Source organism: Kosakonia quasisacchari (assembly GCF_004331415.1).
GTDB lineage: Bacteria > Pseudomonadota > Gammaproteobacteria > Enterobacterales > Enterobacteriaceae > Kosakonia > Kosakonia quasisacchari.
Genome location: NZ_SJOP01000021.1, coordinates 59374 through 81104 on the forward strand (window position 1 = coordinate 59374; position 21731 = coordinate 81104).

The following is a 21731-nucleotide window of genomic DNA, read 5'->3' on the forward strand; positions in this document are numbered from 1 at the left end:
AAAAATATAAATATCAATTATCGGCAGTAGTGGAGAGATTATTTTCTCTATTTCTGGCTGGTTATGTAACGCCAGCCAGAAATAAAAAGACCATTATTTATTTTGCTATTCCCACCAAATGACATGCCACATGATGTCCTGGCTCCACCTCACGCAGCACGGGGATTTCAGCGCGGCATTGTGCGGTTGCCAGCGGGCAGCGCGACGAGAAACGGCAGCCGGACGGCGGGCGCGACGGATCGGGAATTTCCCCCTGCACCACAGCGACGGGTTCGCTATCCGGGTCGAGCGTTGGCACCGCCGCCAGCAATGCCTGGGTGTAAGGATGCAGCGGCCGGTTAAACAGCGTATCGCGGCTGGCGGTTTCCACCAGTTGCCCGAGGTACATCACCGCGACGTCATCGCACAGGTGCTCCACCACGCCCAAATCATGGGAGATAAACAGGAATGTCACGCCGTGATCGTCGCGTAAATCCGCAAACAAATTAATAATTTGCGCCTGAATGGAGACATCCAGCGCCGAAATCGGCTCATCGGCGATGATGAAATCCGGGTTGAGGATCAGCGCGCGCGCAATGCCGATACGCTGGCGCTGACCACCGGAAAATTCGTGCGGGAAACGGTTGTAATGCTGCGGCGCCAGCCCGCAAATCTTCATCACGTCCAGCACCTTGTCGCGCAGCTCTGCCCGGCTGCACAGCTTATGCTCGAGCATCGCTTCGCCAATCGCATCGCCCACGCGAATACGCGGATTCAGCGAACTGTACGGGTCCTGAAACACCAGCTGGATTTTCGGACGCAGCGCGCGCATCTGTTTCGCGCTCAGGTCTTGCAGCTCCTGGCCGTGATACTTCACGCTACCTGCGGTTTTGTCGTACAGCCCAAGCAAGGTGCGGCCAACGGTGGTTTTACCGCTGCCGGACTCACCCACCAGCCCGAAAATCGTCCCCTGGCGAATCTTAAAACTGACGCCGTCCACGGCGCGTAACTCTCCGGTTTGCTGGCCAAACAGTCCGTCACGCAGCGGGAAGTGCTTTTTCAGCCCATCCACTTCAATCACATATTGCTGGCTCATGCGGTTGGCTCCACTAACGCACTGTGAATACACGCGGCTTGCCGCGTTTGGCCGATAAGCGGTGGGATCCCCACCCGGCACTGCTCGGTCGCCCGTTCGCAGCGATCGTAAAAGGCGCAGTACGGCGGCAGCGCGGCGAGATCCGGCACCTGGCCCGGAATGGAGTAAAGCCGACGCCGGCGCTCGCCCGGAATGGGGCGTGCAGCGATTAACCCTTTGGTGTACGGATGCAGCGGGTTACGCAGCACATCGGCCGTCGGGCCTTGTTCAACAATGCGCCCGGCGTACATCACCACCACATGCTCCGCCATCTGCGCAATCACGCCTAAATCATGGGTGATCAGCATCAGCGCCATCTCATGCGCCCGCGCCTGATCGCGCAGCAGCCGCAAGATTTGCGCCTGCACGGTAACATCCAGCGCGGTAGTTGGTTCATCGGCGATCAGCAGTTTGGGCTGGCAGCTCAGCGCCATGGCAATCATGATGCGTTGCAACATGCCGCCGGAAAGCTGATGCGGATAGCTGCTCATCAGGCTCTCCGCCCGCGCCAGCCCCACTTCGGTGATTAACCGGGTGGCATGCGCCCATGCGGCTTTTGGCGTTTCGCCGCGATGGCGAATCAACGGTTCGCACAACTGCTCGCCGATGGTCAGCACCGGGTTAAGCGCGGTCATCGGCTCCTGGAAAATCATCGCCAATTGGTTGCCGCGCAGATCCGCCATTTTTGACGGCTTCAGGCGCAGCAAATCCGTGCCCTGAAACAGAATTTGCCCACCGTCGATGCGGGCCGCTTGCGGCGGCAGCAAACCCATCAATGCCATAGCGGTCACGCTTTTGCCGCAGCCGGACTCGCCCACCACGCCGATAGTTTGCCCGGCGTTGATGGTGAACGACACCTCCTGCACGGCGCGCACGCGCCCCTGTTCACCGGCAAAAGAGAGGGACAATTGATTAAAGGTGATCAGCGGTTCGCTCATTTCACGCTCCGTTTCATCTTCGGATCCAGCGCATCGCGCAGGCCGTCACCCAACACGTTAATCGCAATCACGGTAATAAAAATAGCGATACCCGGCGGCATCCACAGCCACGGGCGGCGCTGAAAATCGATCAGGCTGTTGGCGGCATCCATCATGTTGCCCCACGATGGCGTGGGCGGTACCACGCCAAGCCCGAGGTAACTCAGCGCGGACTCCATCAGGATGGCGTTTGCCACCGCCATGGTCGCCATCACCACCAGAATCGGGATGGTATTTGGCAACAAGTGACCAAACAGACGGCGACGCGACGACAAGCCCAGCACTTGCGTCGCCAGCATAAAATCACGCTCGCGCAGGGAGAGAATTTGCCCGCGCACCAGCCGCGCCAGCTTCGGCCACTCCAGCAAACTGAGCATGATAACCACCATATAGATGCGTGATTCAGCGGAGAAATCGAGCTCCGACAGCATCGCCCCGGCAACAATCAGCAGCGGTAAGCTCGGAATGGTCATCACCAGATCCGCCAGACGCATGATGAGTTTATCCGTCCAGCCGCCCGCGTAGCCGGAGACCGCGCCAAGCAGATAGCCGAGCGCCACGGAGAGCAACATGGTCAGCAGACCGATAATCAACGAAATGCGCCCGGCCAGCAGCAGGCGGGTATAGACATCACGACCCAGAAAATCGGTGCCCAGCCAGTGCTCTGCACCGGGGGGCTTGTTGATCATCAGGGCGTCGGTGGCGTCGTTTTTCCACGGTGACCAGACCGGCCCAATCACACACCAGACCGTCATCACCACCAGCAAAAACAGGCACAACATGGCTAAATGATTATGGCGCAGCGCTTTCCAGGCTTGCCGCCACGGTGAAGGCGTGGCCTGCGCCAGCGCCGGGATTTCCGCTTTACGAAGGCGGCGGTTGGTTGAAAAAAGCGAACCGAACATCACGACCTCACCCGAATACGCGGATCTGCCCACGCGTAAAGCACATCAGCAATCAGGTTGCCGAGAATGGTTAATACCGCCAGGAACAGGGTAAAGCCCATCAGCACCGGGTAATCGCGCGCCGCCAGCGAATCGATATGAATATGCCCCGCACCCGGCCAGTTAAACACTTTTTCGGTGATAATCGCGCCCGAAAACAGCCCCGGCAGTTCAAATCCGAGCAGAGTGATAATCGGCAGCAGTGCATTGCGCAGCGCATGTTTAAAAATCACCGTCCGTTCGCGCAGCCCTTTGGCGCGCGCGGTGCGGATAAAATCCATCTTCACCACATCCAGCATACTGGCGCGGAAATAGCGTGTCAGACTGCCCGCCTGCAACATCACCAGCGCCAGCACCGGCAACACCAGGTGCGCCGCCACCTGCATCACCCACGCCCAGCCGCCTTCGTCGCTGCCGGTGTTGGTCATGCCGCCGACAGGCAGCCAGTGCAGATCCACGGCAAACCACTTAATCAGCAGCAGGCAGAGGAAAAAGGTCGGAAAGGACATGGCGGCGAACACCACCACGCTCACCAGGTGATCGAACAGCGAGTTGGGTTTCAGCGCCGAGGCGATACCTACCGCCAGGCCAATACCCCAGTAAAACACCAGCGCCACGCTTGCCAGCAGGAACGAGTTCCAGATGTACTGGTTAAGCAACTGACTCACCGGGATTTGGTATTGCAAAGAGAAGCCTAAATCACCGCGTAACAACTGGCCGAGCCAGTGCAGATAGCGGGTGAACAGCGGTTGATCGAGACCGTAAATGGCTTTCAGTTCAGCGGCGCGGGCGGCGGTCAGCGTGATGTTGCCGTCAATAAAGTCGCCCGGCGTTTTGGCAAACAGCATGAAGATAATCAGCGAAGCCAGCAGCAGCATTGGCACGGTTTGCAGCAGCCGCCTCAGGATAAAATTTCGCATAGCGCTCTCATGGCAACTGCCGGGAAACCCCGGCAGTTGTGATGGTGTTACTTGACGATTTTCACATCCGGCAGGCTGCCGGTCAGGCCGTTATAGATATCCGGTTTAAAACCGGTGACGCGGGCGCTGCTGGCCGACAAAATCTCGCGGTTGCCCAGCAGGATCACCGGCGGATCATCCGCCAGCACTTTATACAGCTGGTGGTAAATCGGCTTACGTTTTTCCACATCCAGCACTGCGTTAGCTTCGTTAATCAGCTTATCGACCTGCGGGTTGTTATAGCCGGACTCTTTCGCTTCCGTGCTGTAGTAATCCCACACGCCGTCATGCGGATCGTTTAACGTGCTGGTGCTAAAGGAGGCAAGGTCATAATTGCCCGCTTTACGCTGCGCCATCAGGGCGTTGAAGTCGACAACCTGTGGTTTCAGCAGCACACCAATCTGTTGCCAGTTCTCTTTGGCAATCGGGATCAGCGCGTCGTTCAGCACTTTCTTGCTCACCAGCAAGGTCAGTTCCAGGCGTTTACCGTCTTTCACGCGGATGCCGTCCGGCCCTGGTTTCCAGCCCGCGTCATCCAGCAGTTTTTTCGCCTGCGCCGGGTCGAATTTGTACGGGTTAACCCCGTCAGTGTTATAGGCCCAGGAAATCGGCGCAATTGGCTCAATCGCCACTTTGCCGTAACCCTGATACACCACATCAATCAGCTTCTGGCGGTCAAGGCCGTAAATCAGCGCCTGGCGCACTTTCACATCCTGCAACGCCGGGCGACGCACGTTGAATTCCACTTTGCTGTAATCGCTGGAACCGTACAGGTTGATGTTGGCGAAGCCGAGCATTTTCAGTTGTTCAATATCATCCGGGCGCGAGGTGAACGCGTCGTAGTCCGTCTCGCCGGTCTGGAATAGCTGGAAATTGGTGGACGGATTGGTCACGCGGTAGATAAAGCGCGGCGTCGGTGGTGTTCCACGGTAGAAATGGGTGTTGGCGTGGAAACGAATCTCCTGGCCTGGAATGTATTTCTCATAGACATATGGCCCGTTGCCCAGCGGTTTGCCGTGCAGTGTACGCAGATAATCCAGGTTACCGCGCTGATAGCCCTTGCCGTAATAGGCTTTGGACAGCACCGGCCCGCCGATTTTCGCCAACGTCGTCGCCCCCGGTTGGGTGGTGGTGACTTGCAGCGTTAACGGGTCAATCACCTTCAGGCCGCTGACGCTGTCCGCTTTCCCGGCTTTGTATTCCGCGCCGCCCGCGATATTCGCCAGCGTGATATCCGTGTCGCCATCATATTTCGGGTCGTAAAGCACCGTCAGGGTAAAGGCCACGTCTTCGGCAGTCAGCGGCGAGCCGTCGCTGAAAGTCAGGTTCGGGCGCAGCTTGATGGTGTAAACCTTATTGTCCGGGCTAACCGTCCAGCTTTCGGCCAGGCCCGGCACCAGTTTGCCGTGGCTGTCCCAGTCGATCAGGCGCGAGAAGATGACGTTGGTGACGTTTTCATCCCAACCATTGACGAAGAAGTACGGGTTAAAAATCCCCTGCGGCTCCGAAATACCGGCCACCACCGTGTCTTTGCGCAGCTTCGCCGCCGCCGGGATCTGGCTGGCATCTGTCGCCAGTGTGATGCCTTCTTTTAAGATCTCATCGGCGAACGACGCAGACGAGAACGCCACCACACTGCTGAGTAGCGCGATTTTCAGCGCGAGGGTGAAGCGCGTGGGTTTTGTTTTTAAGCTATTCACGAAGCTGACCAAAATTGCTCCCTCATCAAATGATTGCGTGGAATTTACAAATAATGACGAACGATAAGAGCCGCACCGCACCCTGTCTAACAACGAAAACGTATGGCTTAGAACAAAACGTCCTTAGCAAACTTATGGCTAACGATTGGCGGGATTTAGCTAAATGGCTGATAACCCGCGCTGCGCGGGGGAAGTTGAGCCCGGGGAAAATACCCTTTATGTTTTTTTTCCGACAGACTGGCGGGAAGAAAGGAATTTATTTCATCTGACAGCAAAGCAAACCGTAACGGCGTTTTGCGAAAAAAGAACGTACTTTAACGAAGGTAATAAAAAAGCCCCCGACCGGAGGCTTTCAAAAAAGCGATTAGCGTTTACTGACATCGGGAATAATTAAATCCCCGCGCACCCGGTAAGCGCCCAGCACGCTCTGCGTTTTTTCATTTAGCCAGGCGACAATGCGCGCCGCCATCGCGTCCATCGAATATTCGATAGCCGGAATGGTAGGAATGCCCGGCAAATGCAGCGAACCGGCGAGGCTGAATACCATAATGTCGCCCGGTACCGATTTATTAAACGCCTGCAATTGCGGGATCACGCGCTGGGCTTCCTGCTCGTCCGCCACCAATAAGGCGTTGAAATTCAGGGTTGTGGCATTATTGAGCAGCACCTGTAACGCAACAGAGGAAGTGGTGTCATCCATAAACACCAGGTTGCGGTTAAACGGCAGAAAATTGTTTTCCAGCGCCAGCTTATAGCCGTGCAGCACTTGATCGGCTGCGGCGGTGCGCGGGTGGATCAGCGCAATTTGTCGGCGGCTCTGGCTAATCAGGTAGTTGCAGGCCGTTTCGGCGGCGAAGGCGTGATCAAATTGAATACAGTTGGGTGTGGCGTCAGCAGACTCTACGCAATCCACCAGGATGACGTTTTCGTCGTCAATTTTGAGCGGGAAACGCGCTCCGATAATCAGCACATCGTCGCATAGCCCGCAGGTCAGCTCATCCAGCGCGCTCATCACTTCCGCTTTGGTATTGGCGAAGCGCAGCAGCAGATGTTTCTGGCTCTGGCTTAAATGCTTTTCCAGCGCGTAAAGGTAGCCGGTGGTTTGGTTGATATTGTCCTGGGCGCAGATAACACCGATGCAGCCTGTCGACTGGCTGAGCAATGACTGCGCGATAACATTGGGCCGATAATTCAGCTCGTCGACCGCTTTCAGCACCGCGAGGCGACTGGCTTCCTTAACGCCGCGCGAACCACTCAACACCCGTGAGACTGTGGCTTTCGACACCCCAGCTAAACGTGATACATCGTTGATTGTAGACATCTTTCTCCCCTGACAGGCGCACATTGCACCTGCAAAATCTAAATACTTCAACGGCTAATATATAACCACACGCAGTATAACGGTTTCGCTTTTTGATGGAAACCGATTTTCCATTTTGCGCTTTTTGTTCTCAACAGAGTGCCAAAATCCGTGACGCAAATCCAATAACAGCATCAGATAATTCACAGACATTGACTGCTATCACACTTCTGTGGCGAATAAATGGAAACCGGTTTCCATATGATATCCAATCGTCCCCGCAATAACTTTTTACACTTCGAGGATGGTTAACGATGTTCAGGATTATGTTGTGCTGTTCAGCCGGTATGTCCACCAGCTTACTGGTGAGGAAAATGCTGGAAGCCGCGAAGGAACGCGATATACCGGTAGAGATCGATGCGTATGGCGTAGCGGAATTCGACATGCAGTTTCCGCGTTACCAGGTCGTGCTTCTCGGACCGCAAGTCAAATACATGCTAAATACGCTGTCAGAAAAGGCCGCCGCTCAGGGTATTCCGGTCCAACCCATCAACCCGATGGACTACGGAATGCAACGTGGCAACGAGGTACTGGACTATGCATTGTCGCTCATAGAAGCGGCGCATTAAAAAGGTGTTCTTATGAGTTCCTTATATCAATCAATGATTACGGTTATTGAGCAAAGCATTACGCCGCTGGCCGGTCGCCTCGGGCAACAGAAGTACGTTATCGCTATTCGTGACGGTTTTACCGCCGCACTGCCGTTTATGATCATCGGCTCGTTTATGCTGGTGTTTATCTTCCCGCCGTTTTCCGCTGACACCACCGTTGGTTTCGCCCGCGCGTGGCTCGATTTCTCCACCGAATACCGCGCACAGCTGATGCTGCCGTTTAACCTCAGCATGGGGGTAATGACCTTTTTTATCTCCGTCGGGATTGGTGCAAGCCTGGGTCGCCAGTTTAACCTCGACCCGGTGATGACAGGCCTGCTGGCGTTTATGGCATTCCTGCTGGTTGCCGCACCGTATGCCGATGGCAAAATCTCTACCCAGTATCTCTCCGGCCAGGGCATTTTCACCGCGCTGCTGACATCGATTTACTCCACCCGCGTTTACGCCTGGCTTAAGCAGCACAACATCACCATTCGCCTGCCAAAAGAGGTGCCGACCGGCGTTGCCCGTTCGTTTGAAATCCTCATTCCGGTACTGGTGATCATTGGTACGCTGCACCCGCTGAACCTGTTTATTGAAGCGCAAACCGGCATGATCCTGCCGCAGGCGATCATGCACGTGCTGGAACCGCTGGTTTCCGCGTCCGATTCCCTGCCTGCCATTCTGCTTTCCGTACTGCTGTGCCAGATCTTCTGGTTCGCCGGTATCCACGGTTCGCTGATTGTCACCGGCATCATGAACCCGTTCTGGATGGCAAACCTCTCCGCCAACCAGGCTGCACTGGCTGCGGGCGCTGCGCTGCCGCACGTCTATCTGCAAGGTTTCTGGGATCACTACTTGTTGATTGGCGGCGTCGGTTCCACCCTGCCGCTGGCGTTCCTGCTGCTGCGTAGCCGCGTCGCGCATCTGCGCACCATCGGCAAAATGGGCGTCGTACCGAGCTTCTTTAACATCAACGAACCGATTTTGTTCGGCGCACCGATCATCATGAACCCGATGCTGTTTGTGCCGTTTGTCTGCGTGCCGTTGGTGAACGCCGTGCTGGCTTACACCGCCACCAAAATGGGTCTGCTGGCGCAAGTCGTCTCCCTGACACCGTGGACAACGCCTGCGCCTATCGGTGCTTCCTGGGCGGCGAACTGGGCATTTAGCCCGGTGGTGATGTGCCTGATTTGTATGGTGATGTCCGCCCTGATGTATCTGCCGTTCCTGCGTGCTTACGAGCATTCATTAATGAAAGCAGAAGAAGAAAAAGCGCAGAGCAGCGCGCCGATGACGGAAACCGTCCGCAGTAACTAAGCCGTAATGCATTAGCAGTAACGAAAAGGAGTCGGTAATGAAATACGTATTTCCCGCAAACTTCTGGTGGGGCAGCGCCAGCTCTGCGCTGCAAACCGAAGGGGAAAGCCAGCAAGGCGGTAAAAGCGCAACAACATGGGATGCCTGGCACGCCAGCCAGCCGTGGCGCTTTCACCAGCAAATTGGGCCGCAAGAAACCTCGACGTTTTATCGCCACTGGCGGCAGGACATCGCGCTGTTAAAGCAGCTCAAGCACAACAGCTTTCGCACCTCACTCAGCTGGTCACGGCTGATCCCGGATGGCGACGGCGAAGTGAATCCGCAAGCGGTGGCGTTCTATAACGAGGTCATCGACGAGCTGCTGGCGCAGGGTATTACGCCGTTTATCACGCTGTTTCACTTCGACATGCCGATGGTGATGCAGGAAAAAGGCGGCTGGGAGAGTCGGGAAGTGGTACAGGCTTTCAGCCGCTACGCACAAATCTGTTTCGAGCTGTTCGGTGATCGGGTGCATCACTGGTTCACCTTTAACGAGCCGATTGTGCCGGTAGAGGGCGGTTATCTGTACGATTTCCATTACCCGAACGTGGTGGATTTTAAACGTGCGGCAACGGTGGCGTACCACACAGTTCTGGCGCATGCCAGCGCAGTGAGAGCGTTTCGCGCCGGGTTTTACGCCGGTGAGATTGGCATTGTGTTGAACCTGACGCCGTCCTATCCACGTTCGCAGCACCCGGCGGATGTGAAAGCGGCGCACTATGCCGATTTGCTGTTCAATCGCAGTTTTCTCGACCCGGTACTGCGCGGCGAGTATCCCGCTGATCTGGTGGCGCTGCTGAAAGAGTATGACCAGCTGCCCGCTTGCCAGCCGGACGATATCGCACTGATTGCAGAAGGGAAAATCGATCTGCTCGGCATTAACTATTACCAGCCACGGCGGGTAAAGTGCCGGGACAGCGCGGTCAATCCCGACGCGCCGTTTATGCCGGAGTGGTTGTTTGATTATTACGAAATGCCAGGGCGCAAAATGAACCCGTATCGTGGGTGGGAAATTTATGAGCCAGGTATTTACGATATTCTCACCAACTTACGCATCAATTACGGTAACCCACGCTGTTTTATTTCCGAAAACGGTATGGGGGTCGAGAACGAACAGCGTTTTATTGAAGATGGGCAAATAAACGACAGTTATCGCATTACGTTTGTTCGCGATCATCTTATCTGGCTGCATAAAGGAATTAGCGAAGGGTGTCATTGCCTTGGCTACCATATGTGGACATTTATTGATAACTGGTCATGGTGTAACGCATATAAAAACCGCTACGGTTTTGTGCAATTAGATCTGGCGACACAAAAACGTACCATTAAGAAAAGTGGAGAGTGGTTTGCCGCCACCGCTGAAAATAATGGTTTTAATCAGGATTAAATGACAATGGTTGAACTCGAAGAAGCGGTAATGGAAATTATCGTCAACGCCGGACAGTCGCGCAGCCTGTGCTTTGAAGCGCTGCGCGCGGCAAGGACAGGAAATCTTGACGAAGCGCGCCAGTTGCTGAAGGAAGCGGATGGCTACTCGCGCCAGGCGCATCAAATGCAAACCAAATTAATCGAACAGGATGCAGGTGAAGCCCGGCAACCGATGACATTAATTATGGTGCATGCGCAGGATCATTTAATGACGTCATTATTAGCACGTGAGTTATCCGAAGAGATAATTCAGCTTCACACTTTATATCGGCAATAATTAACGGAGAATTGATTACGGTAAATCTTAATTAAGCTGTACCCGCATTTATAAAATAAAAGCAGTTCGTAATGGTGATGGCAATAATCTCTGCCCGGTCACCCGGGATGGTTATTGTCTGAGAATAACTTACTAAATTGAGATAACCATGAGAATTAATAAAAAACTTCCAGTGGCGCTGGCGGTTGCGGCCACTCTTTGCTCTGGCTCCGTCTTCGCACAAGAGTTCACGCAAGAGCAAATCGATGCCATCGTCGCCAAGGCGGTGGATAAAGCGCTGGCGGAACGTCAGGCAAAAATGGATGCCGCCGTGAATAAAAAAGCGGATGTGGTGGTGGAACCGCAAAGCGCGGCGCAAACCCCGGATTTGGCGGTGCCTTACGGATTGAAATTTAGCGGGTACGCCCGTTATGGCGCGCACTTCCAGTCTGGCGATCAGAAATATGTTGGCGTTGATGGCTCTTATAATGGCGCGTCAGCGATTGGTCGTCTGGGCAACGAAGGCAACGGCGGTGAATTCCAGCTCTCCAAAGCCTTTAAAGGCGAAAACGGCGCTATCTGGGACGTCAACGTGATGTTCGACCACTGGGGCGACGAAGTTAACCTGAAAAAAGCCTATGCCGGGGTGACCAACCTGCTGGCATCCAACCCGAACGCCTACTTCTGGGCAGGACGTGATTTCCACCAGCGTCCACAACAAGGCATTAACGACTACTTCTGGATGACTCACGACGGCCAGGGTGCCGGGGTGAAAAACTTCGATATCGGCGGCGTGAAGTTTGATGTTGCGGCTGTCGGTTCGGTTGCATCCTGTAGCCCGGAAGTACTGGAAGATGAAGCCAACCCGTCGCGCATCACCTGTACTGGTGGCTCCAACGTCGGCGATAAAGGTAACTATGCGTTGACCTCCAAAGTTCACGGGATGAAAGTCGGCCCGCTGGATCTGGAAATCTACGCCAACTACGGCTTTGACTCGAAAGCGATTGAAAGCGATGCCCGCTTGAAAGCCTGGCAAGGCGGCGCGGTGCTGAGTCATACCTACGATCACGGCATTAACAAACTGATCGCGCGCTACTCCGATAACGCCGATAACAGCGTATTCAACAAAACCGACGATCTGACCGCGATTTACGCCAGCTTCGAAGGCAGCTACAAATTCTCCCGTCAGACTCAGGTAGATTACCTGCTGGCGTTCCACGATTACGACAACAGCGCCAACAAAGCGGATAACCGCCGCAACTATGGCGCGATTGTTCGCCCGATGCACTGGTGGAACGATGTGCACTCCACCTGGCTGGAACTGGGTTATCAGCGTGTAGATTATGATGACGGCGGCGATAACCACGGCTGGAAAGCGACCCTGTCGCAGAACATCTCTATCGCGATGGGACCAGAGTTCCGCCCGATGCTGCGCTTCTACGTGACCGGCGGCGAAGTGGATAACAAACGCACCGCACGCGTGAACGGCACCAACGACTCTACGCTTGATTCGTTCAACATCGGCGCGATGTGGGAAGCCTGGTGGTAAGGTAACAAAACCGGAGGCGGTCCCCCCTCATGCCGCCTCCGGTTAAACTCTGTACATGTGTTATGATGCGCGGCCTTACGATAAGTCATCAGCATCACAGAGTTGGGTTAGCACATGGGTTCGAGCAAAAAAGGGATGTTTTACGTGCTGGCAGCCGCGGTTTTATGGGGCAGTTCCGGGGTTTGCGCGCAGTACATTATGCAAAAAAGTCATATCTCCTCGCCGTGGCTGACCATGACGCGGCTGTTGTTCACCGGGGTGATTTTGTTAACGCTGTCGTTTGTCCACGGTGACAAACTTTTCGCCATCCTGAAAAATCGTAAAGACGCCTTTAGCCTGCTGTTCTTCTCGCTGTTTGGCGCGCTGACCGTGCAACTCACTTTCCTGCTGACGATAGAAAAATCCAACGCCGCCACCGCGACGGTGCTGCAATTCCTCTCGCCGACCATTATCGTGGCGTGGTTTGCACTGGTACGCAAAGCGCGGCCCACCTTCCCCGTGGCGTCAGCGATTGTCACCTCGCTTATCGGCACGTTTCTACTGGTGACGCACGGCAACCTGACCTCGCTGTCTATTTCGCCTGAAGCACTGCTGTGGGGCATTGTCTCGGCCTTTGCCGCCGCGTTTTACACTACCTATCCTTCGCAGCTTATCGCCCGTTACGGCACGTTGCCGATCGTCGGCTGGAGTATGTTGCTGGCAGGATTGATGCTGACGCCGTTCTTCGGCGGGCAGGGGAATGATTTTGTGGTTGATGGCCGCTTGCTGATGGCCTTTTTCTACCTGGTGGTGATTGGCACCGCGCTGACGTTTAGCCTCTATTTGAAAGGCGCACAGATGATTGGCGGGTCGAAAGCCAGCATTCTGAGTTGCGCCGAACCGCTAAGCAGCGCCTTGCTTTCGGTGGCGCTGCTCGGTGTGGCGTTTTCGCTGCCGGACTGGCTCGGCACGCTGTTGATTGTCTCGTCGGTCTTGCTGATTTCCTGGGACTCGCGGCGCAAAATACGCGCCGCATAAGCCGACTGGTTTACGCTTTTACCCGCACTTTAGCGGCCACCAGCAGCGCCGTTAACAGCATCAAACTACCGGAAAGCACCAAGGGCGAGAGCAAACCATAGTGATCGAGCGCAAAACCGCCAATTGCCGCGCCACAAGTGTTGGCAAGCTGGATCACCGCCACCTGAATGGAACCGGCTTTTTCTGCCTGATCGGCAAGCGTGCGGGTGATCCACGTCGACCAACCCACCGGGATCAGCGCAAAACCCAGCCCCCAAATAATGGCGATGCCCGCCGCGACAACCTTATCGTTCCCCCACAGAATCAGCACCAGCGCGCTAATTGCCAGGGTTAATGGCGCAAGCGCCAACGCCAGTTTCACCGAGCGTTTCATTACCACCGAAGAGAATGATGTACCGACAAAGCTGGCGATACCGAAGCTCAGCAGCACTAACGTCAGCCCATCGACGTCAAACCCGGCGAGGTTCGTATAAATCGGGCGAATATACGTGAAGAACGAAAACTGCCCGGCGAAAACCATAAAAATGGCGATCATACCGGCCAGTACGCCTGGGCGTTTGAGCAGGCCGAACATGTTCTCGTGGTGTTCGGTTTTCCCCGGCAGCGATGGCAATGCCCGCCACACCCAGATGATACAGACCGCACCCATCAGCGCAGCGCCGTTAAACACGTTACGCCAGCCAATGATGCCACCAAGAAAACTGCCGAGCGGTGCCGCGATCACCAGTGCAATCGACACCGCACCAAAAATCACCGACAGCGCTTTTGGCACGCTGCGCATCGGCACCAGCCGCATGGTTAGCGACGCCGACATCGCCCAGAAACCCCCTAACGCCAGACCAAGACAGGCGCGGCCCAGCAGCAACAGGGTAAAACTGGTGGCAAACGACACCAGCAGGCAAGAGAGAGTCAGCAGCACCGCAAAAGCAATCACCACATAGCGGCGGTCGGCAGCGCGGATAACATTGGTAATAAACAGGCTGGCGAACATGGCGACAAACGCCGTCACGGTGACGGTTTGCCCGGCCAGACCTTCCGAAACGCCCAGATCCAGCGCCATTGGCGTGAGCAGACTTACCGGCAAAAACTCCACAGTAATCAGGCAGGCCACGCAAAATGCCACGGCGAAAACCGCCGACCAGTTCGGGCGGCTTACCGCATCTGTTGAAGAGGGCGCCACAGATTGCTCACTCATTAGTTACCTGCTTAGTTTTTATTCGTGAAGGTCGCGCAGTGTAACATTCAAAATCTGTGACGCAATTAACAATTTGGCAACTCTGTTTCGGCGATGAACTCAACCACCAGGCCGAAAGCGCGCTGGCCAGTGCGCATACCGTAACGGGTATCGTGGCATGACGGCGGCGGGTTTTATACCGCGTCAGCAGCACCGAGTGTTATTTTTCCCGCGCGTTACGCGCCGCCGTTGCCAGGCCGACAATCCACTCCTGGTGAGCATTGATCATCGGGTTGGGTACCGCGCTCGCCAACTGTTGCGCCGGAACACCGGTTTGCGATTCCTGCGTCAGGATGCGCACGCGGTTGCCGGGTAAATCCTCAAACAGCCAGGCATGAATCGCATCCAGACGCGACGCCGCATCACCTTCAACCCAGCCATGCCAGGCAATACGCGCAGCCTGACCTTCAACAGGCGGAACATATTCACACACCTGCGCGTCGACCGGAAAACCAAAAGTGGTGAAACAAAAACGGGCATTGGCGCTTAATAACGGGCCGCTCCCATCCTGGAAACGGATATCTTGCGCGTTGCTGTAGTAGGTCGGCCACAGGCGGGTGTCGTTCAGTTGTGCCCAAATGTCTTGTGCCGTTAGCCCGGCAACAATGATTTCGTTGGAGGCAAAGTTATCGGTGGTGCCCGGCAGGTAATCGTGCGGCCAGACAATGGCGCTTTGGGTCGGGGATTGAGTCATGGTGTACCTCGTCATGGATGAACGAGGCCACTTTGCGCCGCTGAGTGGTATAAAGCTAATGACTATCTTTGATGAGCATCATCACGCCGTGTGATATCAGTGCAACCAGTGAACGCCCTCTTCGGGCATAAACAGCGCGTTATAGCGCATCTGGAAGTTGTTCAGATCGGCTCTGTCCGGTTCCAGCTCGCGCAAAAAACCTTGAGCCAGGCGCACTTGCGCATCGGTGACGGGCGTTGCCAGCCGTGCTTTTTGCATCAACCGATGCCAGTAAACCAGGTTTTGCTCGCTACTATCGACAATAGACACCTGCCAAATAAGTAACACCTGGGCGGCGTTTTGCAGGTGTGCCTCGTCGGGGCGCGTCAGATAGCTCAGATATTCGCCACCGGCGGTTTTTCCCATCTGATCAATCATCGATTCCACTGGCACGGGCTGGATGTTGAGTCGGTCGGTGAGGCGGCGAATCGCGCGACGCGAATCAGAGGTTAATACCCTGAAACCAATCACAAAAACTACCACCAGCGTTGCCAACATCAACCAAATCATAACCGCTCCCGAAGCGCAAAAGAGGCTCATCATACGGGGAAATTACCCGCTACGGACAGCCGTAAATGCGATAATCTTTATTATCGCTCTGGCTGGTCACTATCATGAATAACGATATCAGAAACCTCGATCTTAACCTGTTGAAAACGCTGGATGCCCTGCTTGATGAACGCAATGTCACGCGCGCTGCCGCCCGGCTTTCGCTGACGCAACCGGCGGTAAGCGGCATGCTGACGCGCCTGCGCGATTATTTTGCCGACCCGCTGTTTATCCGCGCACCGCATGGCATGATGCCCACGGCACGTGCGCAGGCACTGGCGGCACCGGTTAAACAGATTCTGGCGGATATCGAGCACTTGCTGGAACCCACCGCCTTTGACCCGCTTAGCGCCGCGTTTATCTGGACGCTGGCGGCGACAGACTATGCCCTAAAAGTGGTGATCGTGCCGTTTATTGCTGAGCTGAAAAAGCACGCGCCAGGGATTCGCATCCGCGTTGAACCCGTGCAGCCACAGCGGTTGGTGAGCCAGCTTGAGCGTGGCGAAGTGGATGCGGCGTTAATGACACCGCACAGCACGCCGGAAGCGCTGCACAGCCGGGCGCTGTTTGAGGAGCGTTTTGTCTGCATGATGCGTGCCGACCACCCGGATGCGGCGCAAAGTTCCCTAACGCTTGATCGCTTTTGCGCGCTGGAACATGCGCTGGTGTCATGGGATGGCGAACGTTTTCGCGGCGTGGCCGATAACGCACTGACCACGATAGGCAAAAGCCGCCACGTAGGCGTATCGGTGAATAACTTCCTGATCCTGCCGGAAATTTTAACCGTCAGCGATATGATTGCCGTGGTGCCGCAACGCCTTGCCAGCCTGACGCCAGGTATGTGCATACGAGAAGTGCCCTTGCCGATACCGGGGTTTACCAAAACCCTGGCCTGGCACGAACGCAGCCACCGCGATCCAGCGCATCAGTGGCTACGCAACCTGCTGTTCGATATCAGCCAGCGTTAAGCGCGACGATTACTCAAAGAACAGACCGAGTTTGTTGAACACGCCGGGATCGGTCTGGTGGCGGATAATCTGCACCACATCTTCCAGCTTATCGATCTGGCTTATCATCTGTTCCAGCCGCTGGTCATTCGCCACCTGGAGCCAGATACGGCTCTGCTCGCCGCTTTGTAGCGGTAGACAAAGAATGCCTTCTACGTTGAACGCGCGGCGGGCAAATAGCCCACAAACATGCGTCATCACGCCCGGATGGTTGCGCACGGTGAGTTCGAGAATGACGTTATCAGTTGTTTGCATGGCTTATTCCCCCACCATTTCTGTATTCGCCGCGCCCGGCGGCACCATCGGGTAAACTTTTTCTTGCGGGTCGATACGCACATGCACCAGCGCAGGCCCAGGACGGGAGATTACTTCCTGCAACGCGGCCTGCGGATTGGCCTCCGCGTTTAAATCACAGGCGTGCAGACCAAAACCGGCGGCAATCTGCATAAAATTGATCATGCCTAGATAGGTTGCGGCAAAGACGCCGGACTTATAGAACAGGCTCTGTTGCTGATGCACCAGCCCCAGCGCTTCGTTATTCATCAGGATGATTTTCACATCCAGGTTATTTTCCGCAGCAGTGGCCATCTCCTGGATGTTCATCATCAGGCTGCCATCACCGGAAAAGCAGATAACTTTACGCTCCGGGTTCGCCAGCGCCGCGCCAATCGCTGCTGGCAGGCCAAAACCCATGGTGCCCAACCCACCCGAAGTCAGCCACTGGCGAGGGCGGTTCAGCGGGTAAGCTTGCGCCGTCCACATCTGGTGCTGTCCGACATCAGTGGTGATGATCGCATTGTCATCCACGCAGGCGGCGACCGCATTGATCAAACCGTAATGGGTGAGCGGGTCGCCCGCTTGCGGGATCGCGCCGGGAAACTCTTTTTGCAGCTGCGCCACGGTGTTGCGCCAGGCGTGGCGGGAATGGGCTTCGACTTGCGGGATCAGCGCATCGAGCACGTCGCCAACGTCGCCCTGGATTGCCACATGCGCCTGCTTCACTTTGCCCAGCTCCGCGCGGTCGATATCCACATGAATGATTTTGGCATTCGGGCAGAACTGTTCCGTTTTGCCAATCGCCCGATCATCAAAACGTGCACCAAGCACCACCAACAGATCCGCTTCCTGCAAAATGTAGTTGGTGCTGCGCGCGCCGTGCATTCCCAGCATCCCGAGCGACAGCGGGTGCTGTTTCGGTAACATGCCGAGCGCCATCAGCGTCATGGTGGTGGGCATATTGGCTTTTTCCGCCAGGTGGCGGATCTGCTGCGGCGCATTAATCACCCCGCCGCCCAGATACAGCACCGGGCGCTCGGCGGCGTTGATCATCTCTGCTGCAGCGTGAACATCCTGAGCATTCCACGCCGGAGCGGGCGCTTTATAACCGGGTTCCGGCAGCTCGCTGAGGGTAATTTCCGCCGTCTGCACATCTTTAGGAATATCTATCCACACCGGGCCAGGGCGACCAGACTGCGCAATGCGAAACGCATCGCAAATCACCTGCGGCAGTTCGCTGATGTCGCGAACCAAATAGTTATGTTTCGTGATGGGGATAGAGATGCCGTAAGTGTCCACTTCCTGGAATGCATCGGTGCCAATCATCGAGGCCGGAACCTGGCCGGTAATGCAAATCAGCGGGATTGAATCGAGACGTGCGTCGGCAATGGCGGTCACCAGGTTGGTCGCTCCCGGCCCGCTACACGCCAGACAAACCGCCGGTTTGCCCTGCGTGCGTGCCATGCCCTGCGCGATGAAGCCTGCGCCCTGCTCGTGGCGCGCCAACACATGGCGAATTTGTTTACTTTGGCTTAGTGCGTCGTATAACGGCAAAACGGTACCGCCGGGAATACCGGTAACGGTGGTGATGCCCTGACGCTCCAGTAAATGAACAATCAGCTGCGCGCCTGTGTAGCGCGTGGATTGCGATGTGCTGCCCGAACTTGCCATGCTCCAGTCCTTTTCTTCTGAGCCGGCTTTCCAGGAGGGGTTAAAACGAAAAACCCCGCCCGGTTTGCGCCGGCGGGGTTTTGGAATCGTGTGTTGTTCCGGACCCTACGGCGCATTGCCGACGACCACCACCACACGCACGACGACCACCGCGGCGTTATGCGCGGTTTTTAGTAGGTTCATCGGATTGGTGGAAGCGTTCATTAGGGGCCTGTCTGTTGTGTTATTAACGAGATTTATACAAACACAGGAATCATTCGCCGACAACTGCTTTTTACGCACCCGCAGGAAACTGCGCAGCCGATCACGTTTATTTGCCTGGCGCCTGAAAACAAAAAACCCCGCCGGAGCGAGGTTTTTTGTCAGCATTTTCGCGATTGGTGGCCGCAAAACACACTGCGTTACGTCAACCGCGCAACTATACGACGAATCCTGCGGATGCGCAATTTTCAGGCGATTTTTCCCGCATTGAGTATGGTTCAATGTCGAAAATTCCGCCAATAAATACTGTATATATAAACAGTGTTAATATATAATGACCTTGCGAACCAGCGTGAGGGGCCGCGTTCAACGGCGCAAGAATTCCTGGCTGAAACGGGTGGTGCCGTCAGTGCCTTAACCCCTCAAGAGCACACTGCGTTACGCCAACAACAAGGCTGGCAACAGGTAGCGGAAAGGTACGTCAGCCGGTGCTCCTTGACCAGAGGAGAAGCGTATGGGCGGAATGGAGATGGTTATTCTGATCCTGAAACTCATTGTTGCCTTGTTGCAACTGCTTGAAGCTGTCCTGAAGTTTTTGCGGTAATTCAGGTTCAAGTCGCACCAAAGGGGGGCGGGAAACCGCCCCCCTTTTACACGCCTCTCAGGCTGTCTCTGGCTCGCGTTTTTTCATTTGCTGTAGTTGGTTGTAGATATACGCCGTATGCGCGATCGCCTGGCGTGGAATGGCGTGCCCACTCTCATACTGCATCAGCAAATGAACCAGTTGCGGCGCGTCGATAACCGGGATGTTCAACGCGCGGGCGCTATCAAGAAGCCCGGACACCGCGTCTTTGCCCTGCTGCTTAAAAAGAATATGCGGTAACGCAACGTTCTGCTGCTCGTAACGCAGGAGAACCGCGCGTGATGCGGCATCATTCAGTACCACATCCGCCAGCTTTAGCATCTCCCCGGGCTGCGGCACGTCGACTGGCATCGGCGGCGGGCTCATCATCAGGCTTCTGCGGTACGATTTAATATGCGGATCGCCTTCGGTATCTTTGTTTTCCCGGCGTACCTCTTCAATGCTCATCCTTTGCGTCTTGATAAACAGATATTTTTGCAGGCCAAAATCGAGCGCCGTCCAGACAGCGAGCAATATCAACATGTGGTGAAATATGTCGCTAACAAGGTTACGCAGTACCTGCGGTAAGCGCATCAGCGGGCTTGCCGCCAGGAAGAGTATCTCGTTGATATGCGGATAAACCGCACTGTAGCTGGCATAGACGATAGTTAAGAATTTCAGCAGGCTGCTAACCAATTCTGAAAGCTCTCTGGTGGAGAACATTTGCTGAATTTTTTGTAACGGGTTTAGGCGTTCAAATTTCGGCATCGCCGATTCGGGCGCAATAAGGAAGCCAAATTGCAGCCAGTTTCCTAATAACCTTGCCGCTATCGCCACACCCAGAACAGGCGCCAGGAAAATACTCAATTCCACTACCAGCAACTGCGTTAACCGTTTTGCCGCCGTAATAAACGGCAGCGTCATGAAACTCAGCGCCACAGTAAAGAGCTGCTGCAGGCGGTCTATTCCGCGCTCCATCATAATAAAAATGAATTCCATCGCCAGCGTGATCAGCAACAGCAGCGGCCCCCCTTCATTTTTAAATACATTCCCTTTCTTACGCTCATCACGGATTTTTTTCGGCGTGGGTTGTTCGTTTTTTTCCGCCATCGCTTAATTCGCCGTCAGATTGATCGTGGAAGAAATCATCGGGATAACGCGCGCAGGCTGCAATAATTGCCGCTCAGCGAGATGCAGTAACGTCGGAATATAAATCACCAGAAAAGACAAGCCGATAATAATTTTTAACGGGATGGTCACGGTGGTGACCTGCATTTTCGGGCTGTAAAGGCTCAATATCGCCACGCTAAATTCGATCATCAGCATCAGTACAGCAAAAGGCGCGCTGTAAATAACAATAAAAGAGAATATGTCTGCGAGAAAAGACAACCACTGTTTAAAGGTTACCGCTGTGTCAGTGAAGAAAAGCTTATCGATCGGCCAGAAGGTGTAGCTGCGCCAGAGAATATCAATAAGATAAGCAAAGCCGTGAAAATGAATAAAAGTTAAAAGAAAAATACTTTTAAACACATAGCCAAAAAATGAGCCACTGTTGGTTATCGCCGGGTTGATTTGTTCACCCATTTGTCCGCCGCTCTGATTATCAAACAGAACACCGACGCTTTCGAATAACCAGAAGGGTACAACCAATAAAAAACCTAAAAAAATACCCAGCAACGATTCCTTTATCATCATGATAATAAACATGATGCCTTTTATATTGCCAAAATCGGGTTGCGCATAAAAGGTGGCAGCGGGAATAAAAGTAAACACCATTGCGATACTGTAAAGCACCGCGCCTCTAATTTCCTTGAAAGAAAAAGCAATAATAATAGCCATGCAGGGATAAATACGCGCGCAGGCACTCACCAGTGCCATTAATGCCTCACCTAACCAATCGAAAGAAACAAACGTCATTGCCAGGCTCTTATTTGGCTAATTAAGTCAAAACAGTTAATACTTAATTGCACTGTTTTTTGCAGCATCCAGTGGCCAGAAAAAGCCAGAATGACGCCAACGGCAACCATTTTCAACGCAAAAGGTAATGTTGCATCTTGTAATTGCATGACCGATTGCAGCAGCGCAATGATAATGCCCGCCATCACAGCGGTCACCACAGGAGGGACAGATATCAACATCGCCAGCAGTAATCCCTGCTTGAGCACCTCGACAATATACATATTTT

At 54.7% G+C, this 21731-nt stretch carries 24 protein-coding genes; 9 read left to right on the forward strand and 15 right to left on the reverse strand.

Translation table 11 applies throughout. The features are described from left to right. Window positions 1–97: 97 nt before the first annotated feature. Genes E0L21_RS19775 through E0L21_RS19795 form a run of 5 tightly spaced genes read right to left on the reverse strand, consistent with a single transcriptional unit; the run spans window position 98 to window position 5706 of the window. The gene (locus E0L21_RS19775) at window positions 98–1075 is read right to left on the reverse strand and encodes an ABC transporter ATP-binding protein (protein WP_131412491.1); all 978 of its coding nucleotides are present in this window, start codon (window positions 1073–1075) and stop codon (window positions 98–100) included. Continuing rightward, window positions 1072–2052 (reverse strand): ABC transporter ATP-binding protein, encoded by a 981-nt coding sequence (locus E0L21_RS19780; RefSeq protein ID WP_131412493.1) that lies wholly within the window; start codon window positions 2050–2052, stop codon window positions 1072–1074. Before E0L21_RS19780 ends, E0L21_RS19775 begins: the two co-directional genes overlap by 4 nt. After that, on the reverse strand, window positions 2049–2996 hold the full coding sequence (gene opp4C, locus E0L21_RS19785) for an oligopeptide ABC transporter permease (RefSeq protein ID WP_165501935.1): 948 nt from the start codon (window positions 2994–2996) through the stop codon (window positions 2049–2051). The genes E0L21_RS19780 and opp4C overlap by 4 nt, the downstream gene beginning before the upstream one ends. Then, window positions 2996–3955 (reverse strand): ABC transporter permease, encoded by a 960-nt coding sequence (locus E0L21_RS19790; RefSeq protein WP_131412497.1) that lies wholly within the window; start codon window positions 3953–3955, stop codon window positions 2996–2998. Before E0L21_RS19790 ends, opp4C begins: the two co-directional genes overlap by 1 nt. 47 nt (window positions 3956–4002) lie before the next feature. After that, window positions 4003–5706: an ABC transporter substrate-binding protein gene (locus tag E0L21_RS19795; RefSeq protein WP_131412499.1), complete on the reverse strand. Its 1704-nt coding sequence runs from the start codon at window positions 5704–5706 to the stop codon at window positions 4003–4005. Between the two features lie 151 nt (window positions 5707–5857). On the opposite strand from E0L21_RS19795, the gene E0L21_RS19800 reads away from it, so the two are divergent. Next, window positions 5858–6088, forward strand: a complete 231-nt coding sequence (locus E0L21_RS19800) for a hypothetical protein (protein WP_131412501.1) — start codon at window positions 5858–5860, stop codon at window positions 6086–6088. On the opposite strand, the gene E0L21_RS19805 is transcribed toward E0L21_RS19800, so the two are convergent. After that, window positions 6059–7015 carry a LacI family DNA-binding transcriptional regulator gene (locus tag E0L21_RS19805; RefSeq protein ID WP_131412503.1) on the reverse strand — a complete coding sequence of 319 codons (957 nt, stop codon included), beginning with the start codon at window positions 7013–7015 and terminating at the stop codon, window positions 6059–6061. The two genes, E0L21_RS19800 and E0L21_RS19805, sit on opposite strands and share 30 nt — an antisense overlap. Window positions 7016–7308: 293 nt before the next feature. Between E0L21_RS19805 and E0L21_RS19810 the strand changes: the two genes are divergently transcribed. The 6 genes from E0L21_RS19810 (at window position 7309) to E0L21_RS19835 (ending at window position 13253) form a co-directional block, all read left to right on the forward strand. Further along, complete coding sequence (locus E0L21_RS19810) at window positions 7309–7623, forward strand: PTS sugar transporter subunit IIB (RefSeq protein ID WP_131412505.1); 315 nt, start codon at window positions 7309–7311, stop codon at window positions 7621–7623. Between the two features lie 12 nt (window positions 7624–7635). After that, a complete protein-coding gene (locus tag E0L21_RS19815) occupies window positions 7636–8964 on the forward strand; it encodes a PTS cellobiose transporter subunit IIC (RefSeq protein ID WP_020455796.1) in 1329 nt (442 codons plus the stop codon). A 37-nt stretch (window positions 8965–9001) separates the two neighbouring features. Beyond that, entirely contained in the window at window positions 9002–10390 is a 1389-nt protein-coding gene (locus E0L21_RS19820; RefSeq protein ID WP_131412507.1) for a glycoside hydrolase family 1 protein, read from the forward strand. A gap of 6 nt (window positions 10391–10396) precedes the next feature. Further along, entirely contained in the window at window positions 10397–10708 is a 312-nt protein-coding gene (locus E0L21_RS19825) for a PTS lactose/cellobiose transporter subunit IIA (protein WP_131412509.1), read from the forward strand. A 148-nt stretch (window positions 10709–10856) separates the two neighbouring features. Next, window positions 10857–12236, forward strand: a complete 1380-nt coding sequence (locus tag E0L21_RS19830) for a carbohydrate porin (protein ID WP_131412511.1) — start codon at window positions 10857–10859, stop codon at window positions 12234–12236. Between the two features lie 114 nt (window positions 12237–12350). Beyond that, window positions 12351–13253 (forward strand): EamA family transporter, encoded by a 903-nt coding sequence (locus E0L21_RS19835; RefSeq protein WP_131412513.1) that lies wholly within the window; start codon window positions 12351–12353, stop codon window positions 13251–13253. A 10-nt stretch (window positions 13254–13263) separates the two neighbouring features. On the opposite strand, the gene nepI is transcribed toward E0L21_RS19835, so the two are convergent. From nepI to E0L21_RS19850, 3 genes are all read right to left on the reverse strand, one after another. Then, on the reverse strand, window positions 13264–14448 hold the full coding sequence (nepI, locus tag E0L21_RS19840) for a purine ribonucleoside efflux pump NepI (protein ID WP_131412515.1): 1185 nt from the start codon (window positions 14446–14448) through the stop codon (window positions 13264–13266). 199 nt (window positions 14449–14647) lie between these two features. After that, window positions 14648–15181, reverse strand: coding sequence for an SRPBCC family protein (locus E0L21_RS19845; protein ID WP_131412517.1), 534 nt, complete (start codon window positions 15179–15181; stop codon window positions 14648–14650). 96 nt (window positions 15182–15277) lie between these two features. Further along, window positions 15278–15730: a DUF1198 domain-containing protein gene (locus E0L21_RS19850; RefSeq protein ID WP_131412519.1), complete on the reverse strand. Its 453-nt coding sequence runs from the start codon at window positions 15728–15730 to the stop codon at window positions 15278–15280. 104 nt (window positions 15731–15834) lie between these two features. Between E0L21_RS19850 and E0L21_RS19855 the strand changes: the two genes are divergently transcribed. Continuing rightward, window positions 15835–16737, forward strand: a complete 903-nt coding sequence (locus tag E0L21_RS19855) for a LysR family transcriptional regulator (protein ID WP_131412521.1) — start codon at window positions 15835–15837, stop codon at window positions 16735–16737. A gap of 9 nt (window positions 16738–16746) precedes the next feature. On the opposite strand, the gene ilvN is transcribed toward E0L21_RS19855, so the two are convergent. The 3 genes from ilvN to ivbL form a co-directional block, all read right to left on the reverse strand. Beyond that, window positions 16747–17031 carry an acetolactate synthase small subunit gene (gene ilvN, locus E0L21_RS19860; protein ID WP_017458118.1) on the reverse strand — a complete coding sequence of 95 codons (285 nt, stop codon included), beginning with the start codon at window positions 17029–17031 and terminating at the stop codon, window positions 16747–16749. 3 nt (window positions 17032–17034) lie between these two features. Then, entirely contained in the window at window positions 17035–18723 is a 1689-nt protein-coding gene (gene ilvB, locus E0L21_RS19865) for an acetolactate synthase large subunit (RefSeq protein ID WP_131412523.1), read from the reverse strand. A 105-nt stretch (window positions 18724–18828) separates the two neighbouring features. Next, entirely contained in the window at window positions 18829–18927 is a 99-nt protein-coding gene (ivbL, locus tag E0L21_RS19870) for an ilvB operon leader peptide IvbL (RefSeq protein ID WP_110093690.1), read from the reverse strand. A 511-nt stretch (window positions 18928–19438) separates the two neighbouring features. Here ivbL and tisB point away from each other — a divergent pair. Then, window positions 19439–19528: a type I toxin-antitoxin system toxin TisB gene (gene tisB / locus E0L21_RS19875; RefSeq protein WP_072037788.1), complete on the forward strand. Its 90-nt coding sequence runs from the start codon at window positions 19439–19441 to the stop codon at window positions 19526–19528. Between the two features lie 57 nt (window positions 19529–19585). Here tisB and E0L21_RS19880 read toward each other — a convergent pair whose 3' ends face one another. From E0L21_RS19880 to E0L21_RS19890, 3 genes are read right to left on the reverse strand one after another with little or no spacing between them, the layout of a single operon-like run. Next, on the reverse strand, window positions 19586–20656 hold the full coding sequence (locus E0L21_RS19880) for an EscU/YscU/HrcU family type III secretion system export apparatus switch protein (protein WP_131412525.1): 1071 nt from the start codon (window positions 20654–20656) through the stop codon (window positions 19586–19588). Window positions 20657–20659: 3 nt separating this feature from the next. Beyond that, a complete protein-coding gene (gene sctT, locus E0L21_RS19885) occupies window positions 20660–21463 on the reverse strand; it encodes a type III secretion system export apparatus subunit SctT (RefSeq protein ID WP_131412527.1) in 804 nt (267 codons plus the stop codon). After that, on the reverse strand, window positions 21460–21726 hold the full coding sequence (locus E0L21_RS19890; RefSeq protein WP_131412529.1) for an EscS/YscS/HrcS family type III secretion system export apparatus protein: 267 nt from the start codon (window positions 21724–21726) through the stop codon (window positions 21460–21462). Before E0L21_RS19890 ends, sctT begins: the two co-directional genes overlap by 4 nt. Window positions 21727–21731 lie beyond the last annotated feature (5 nt).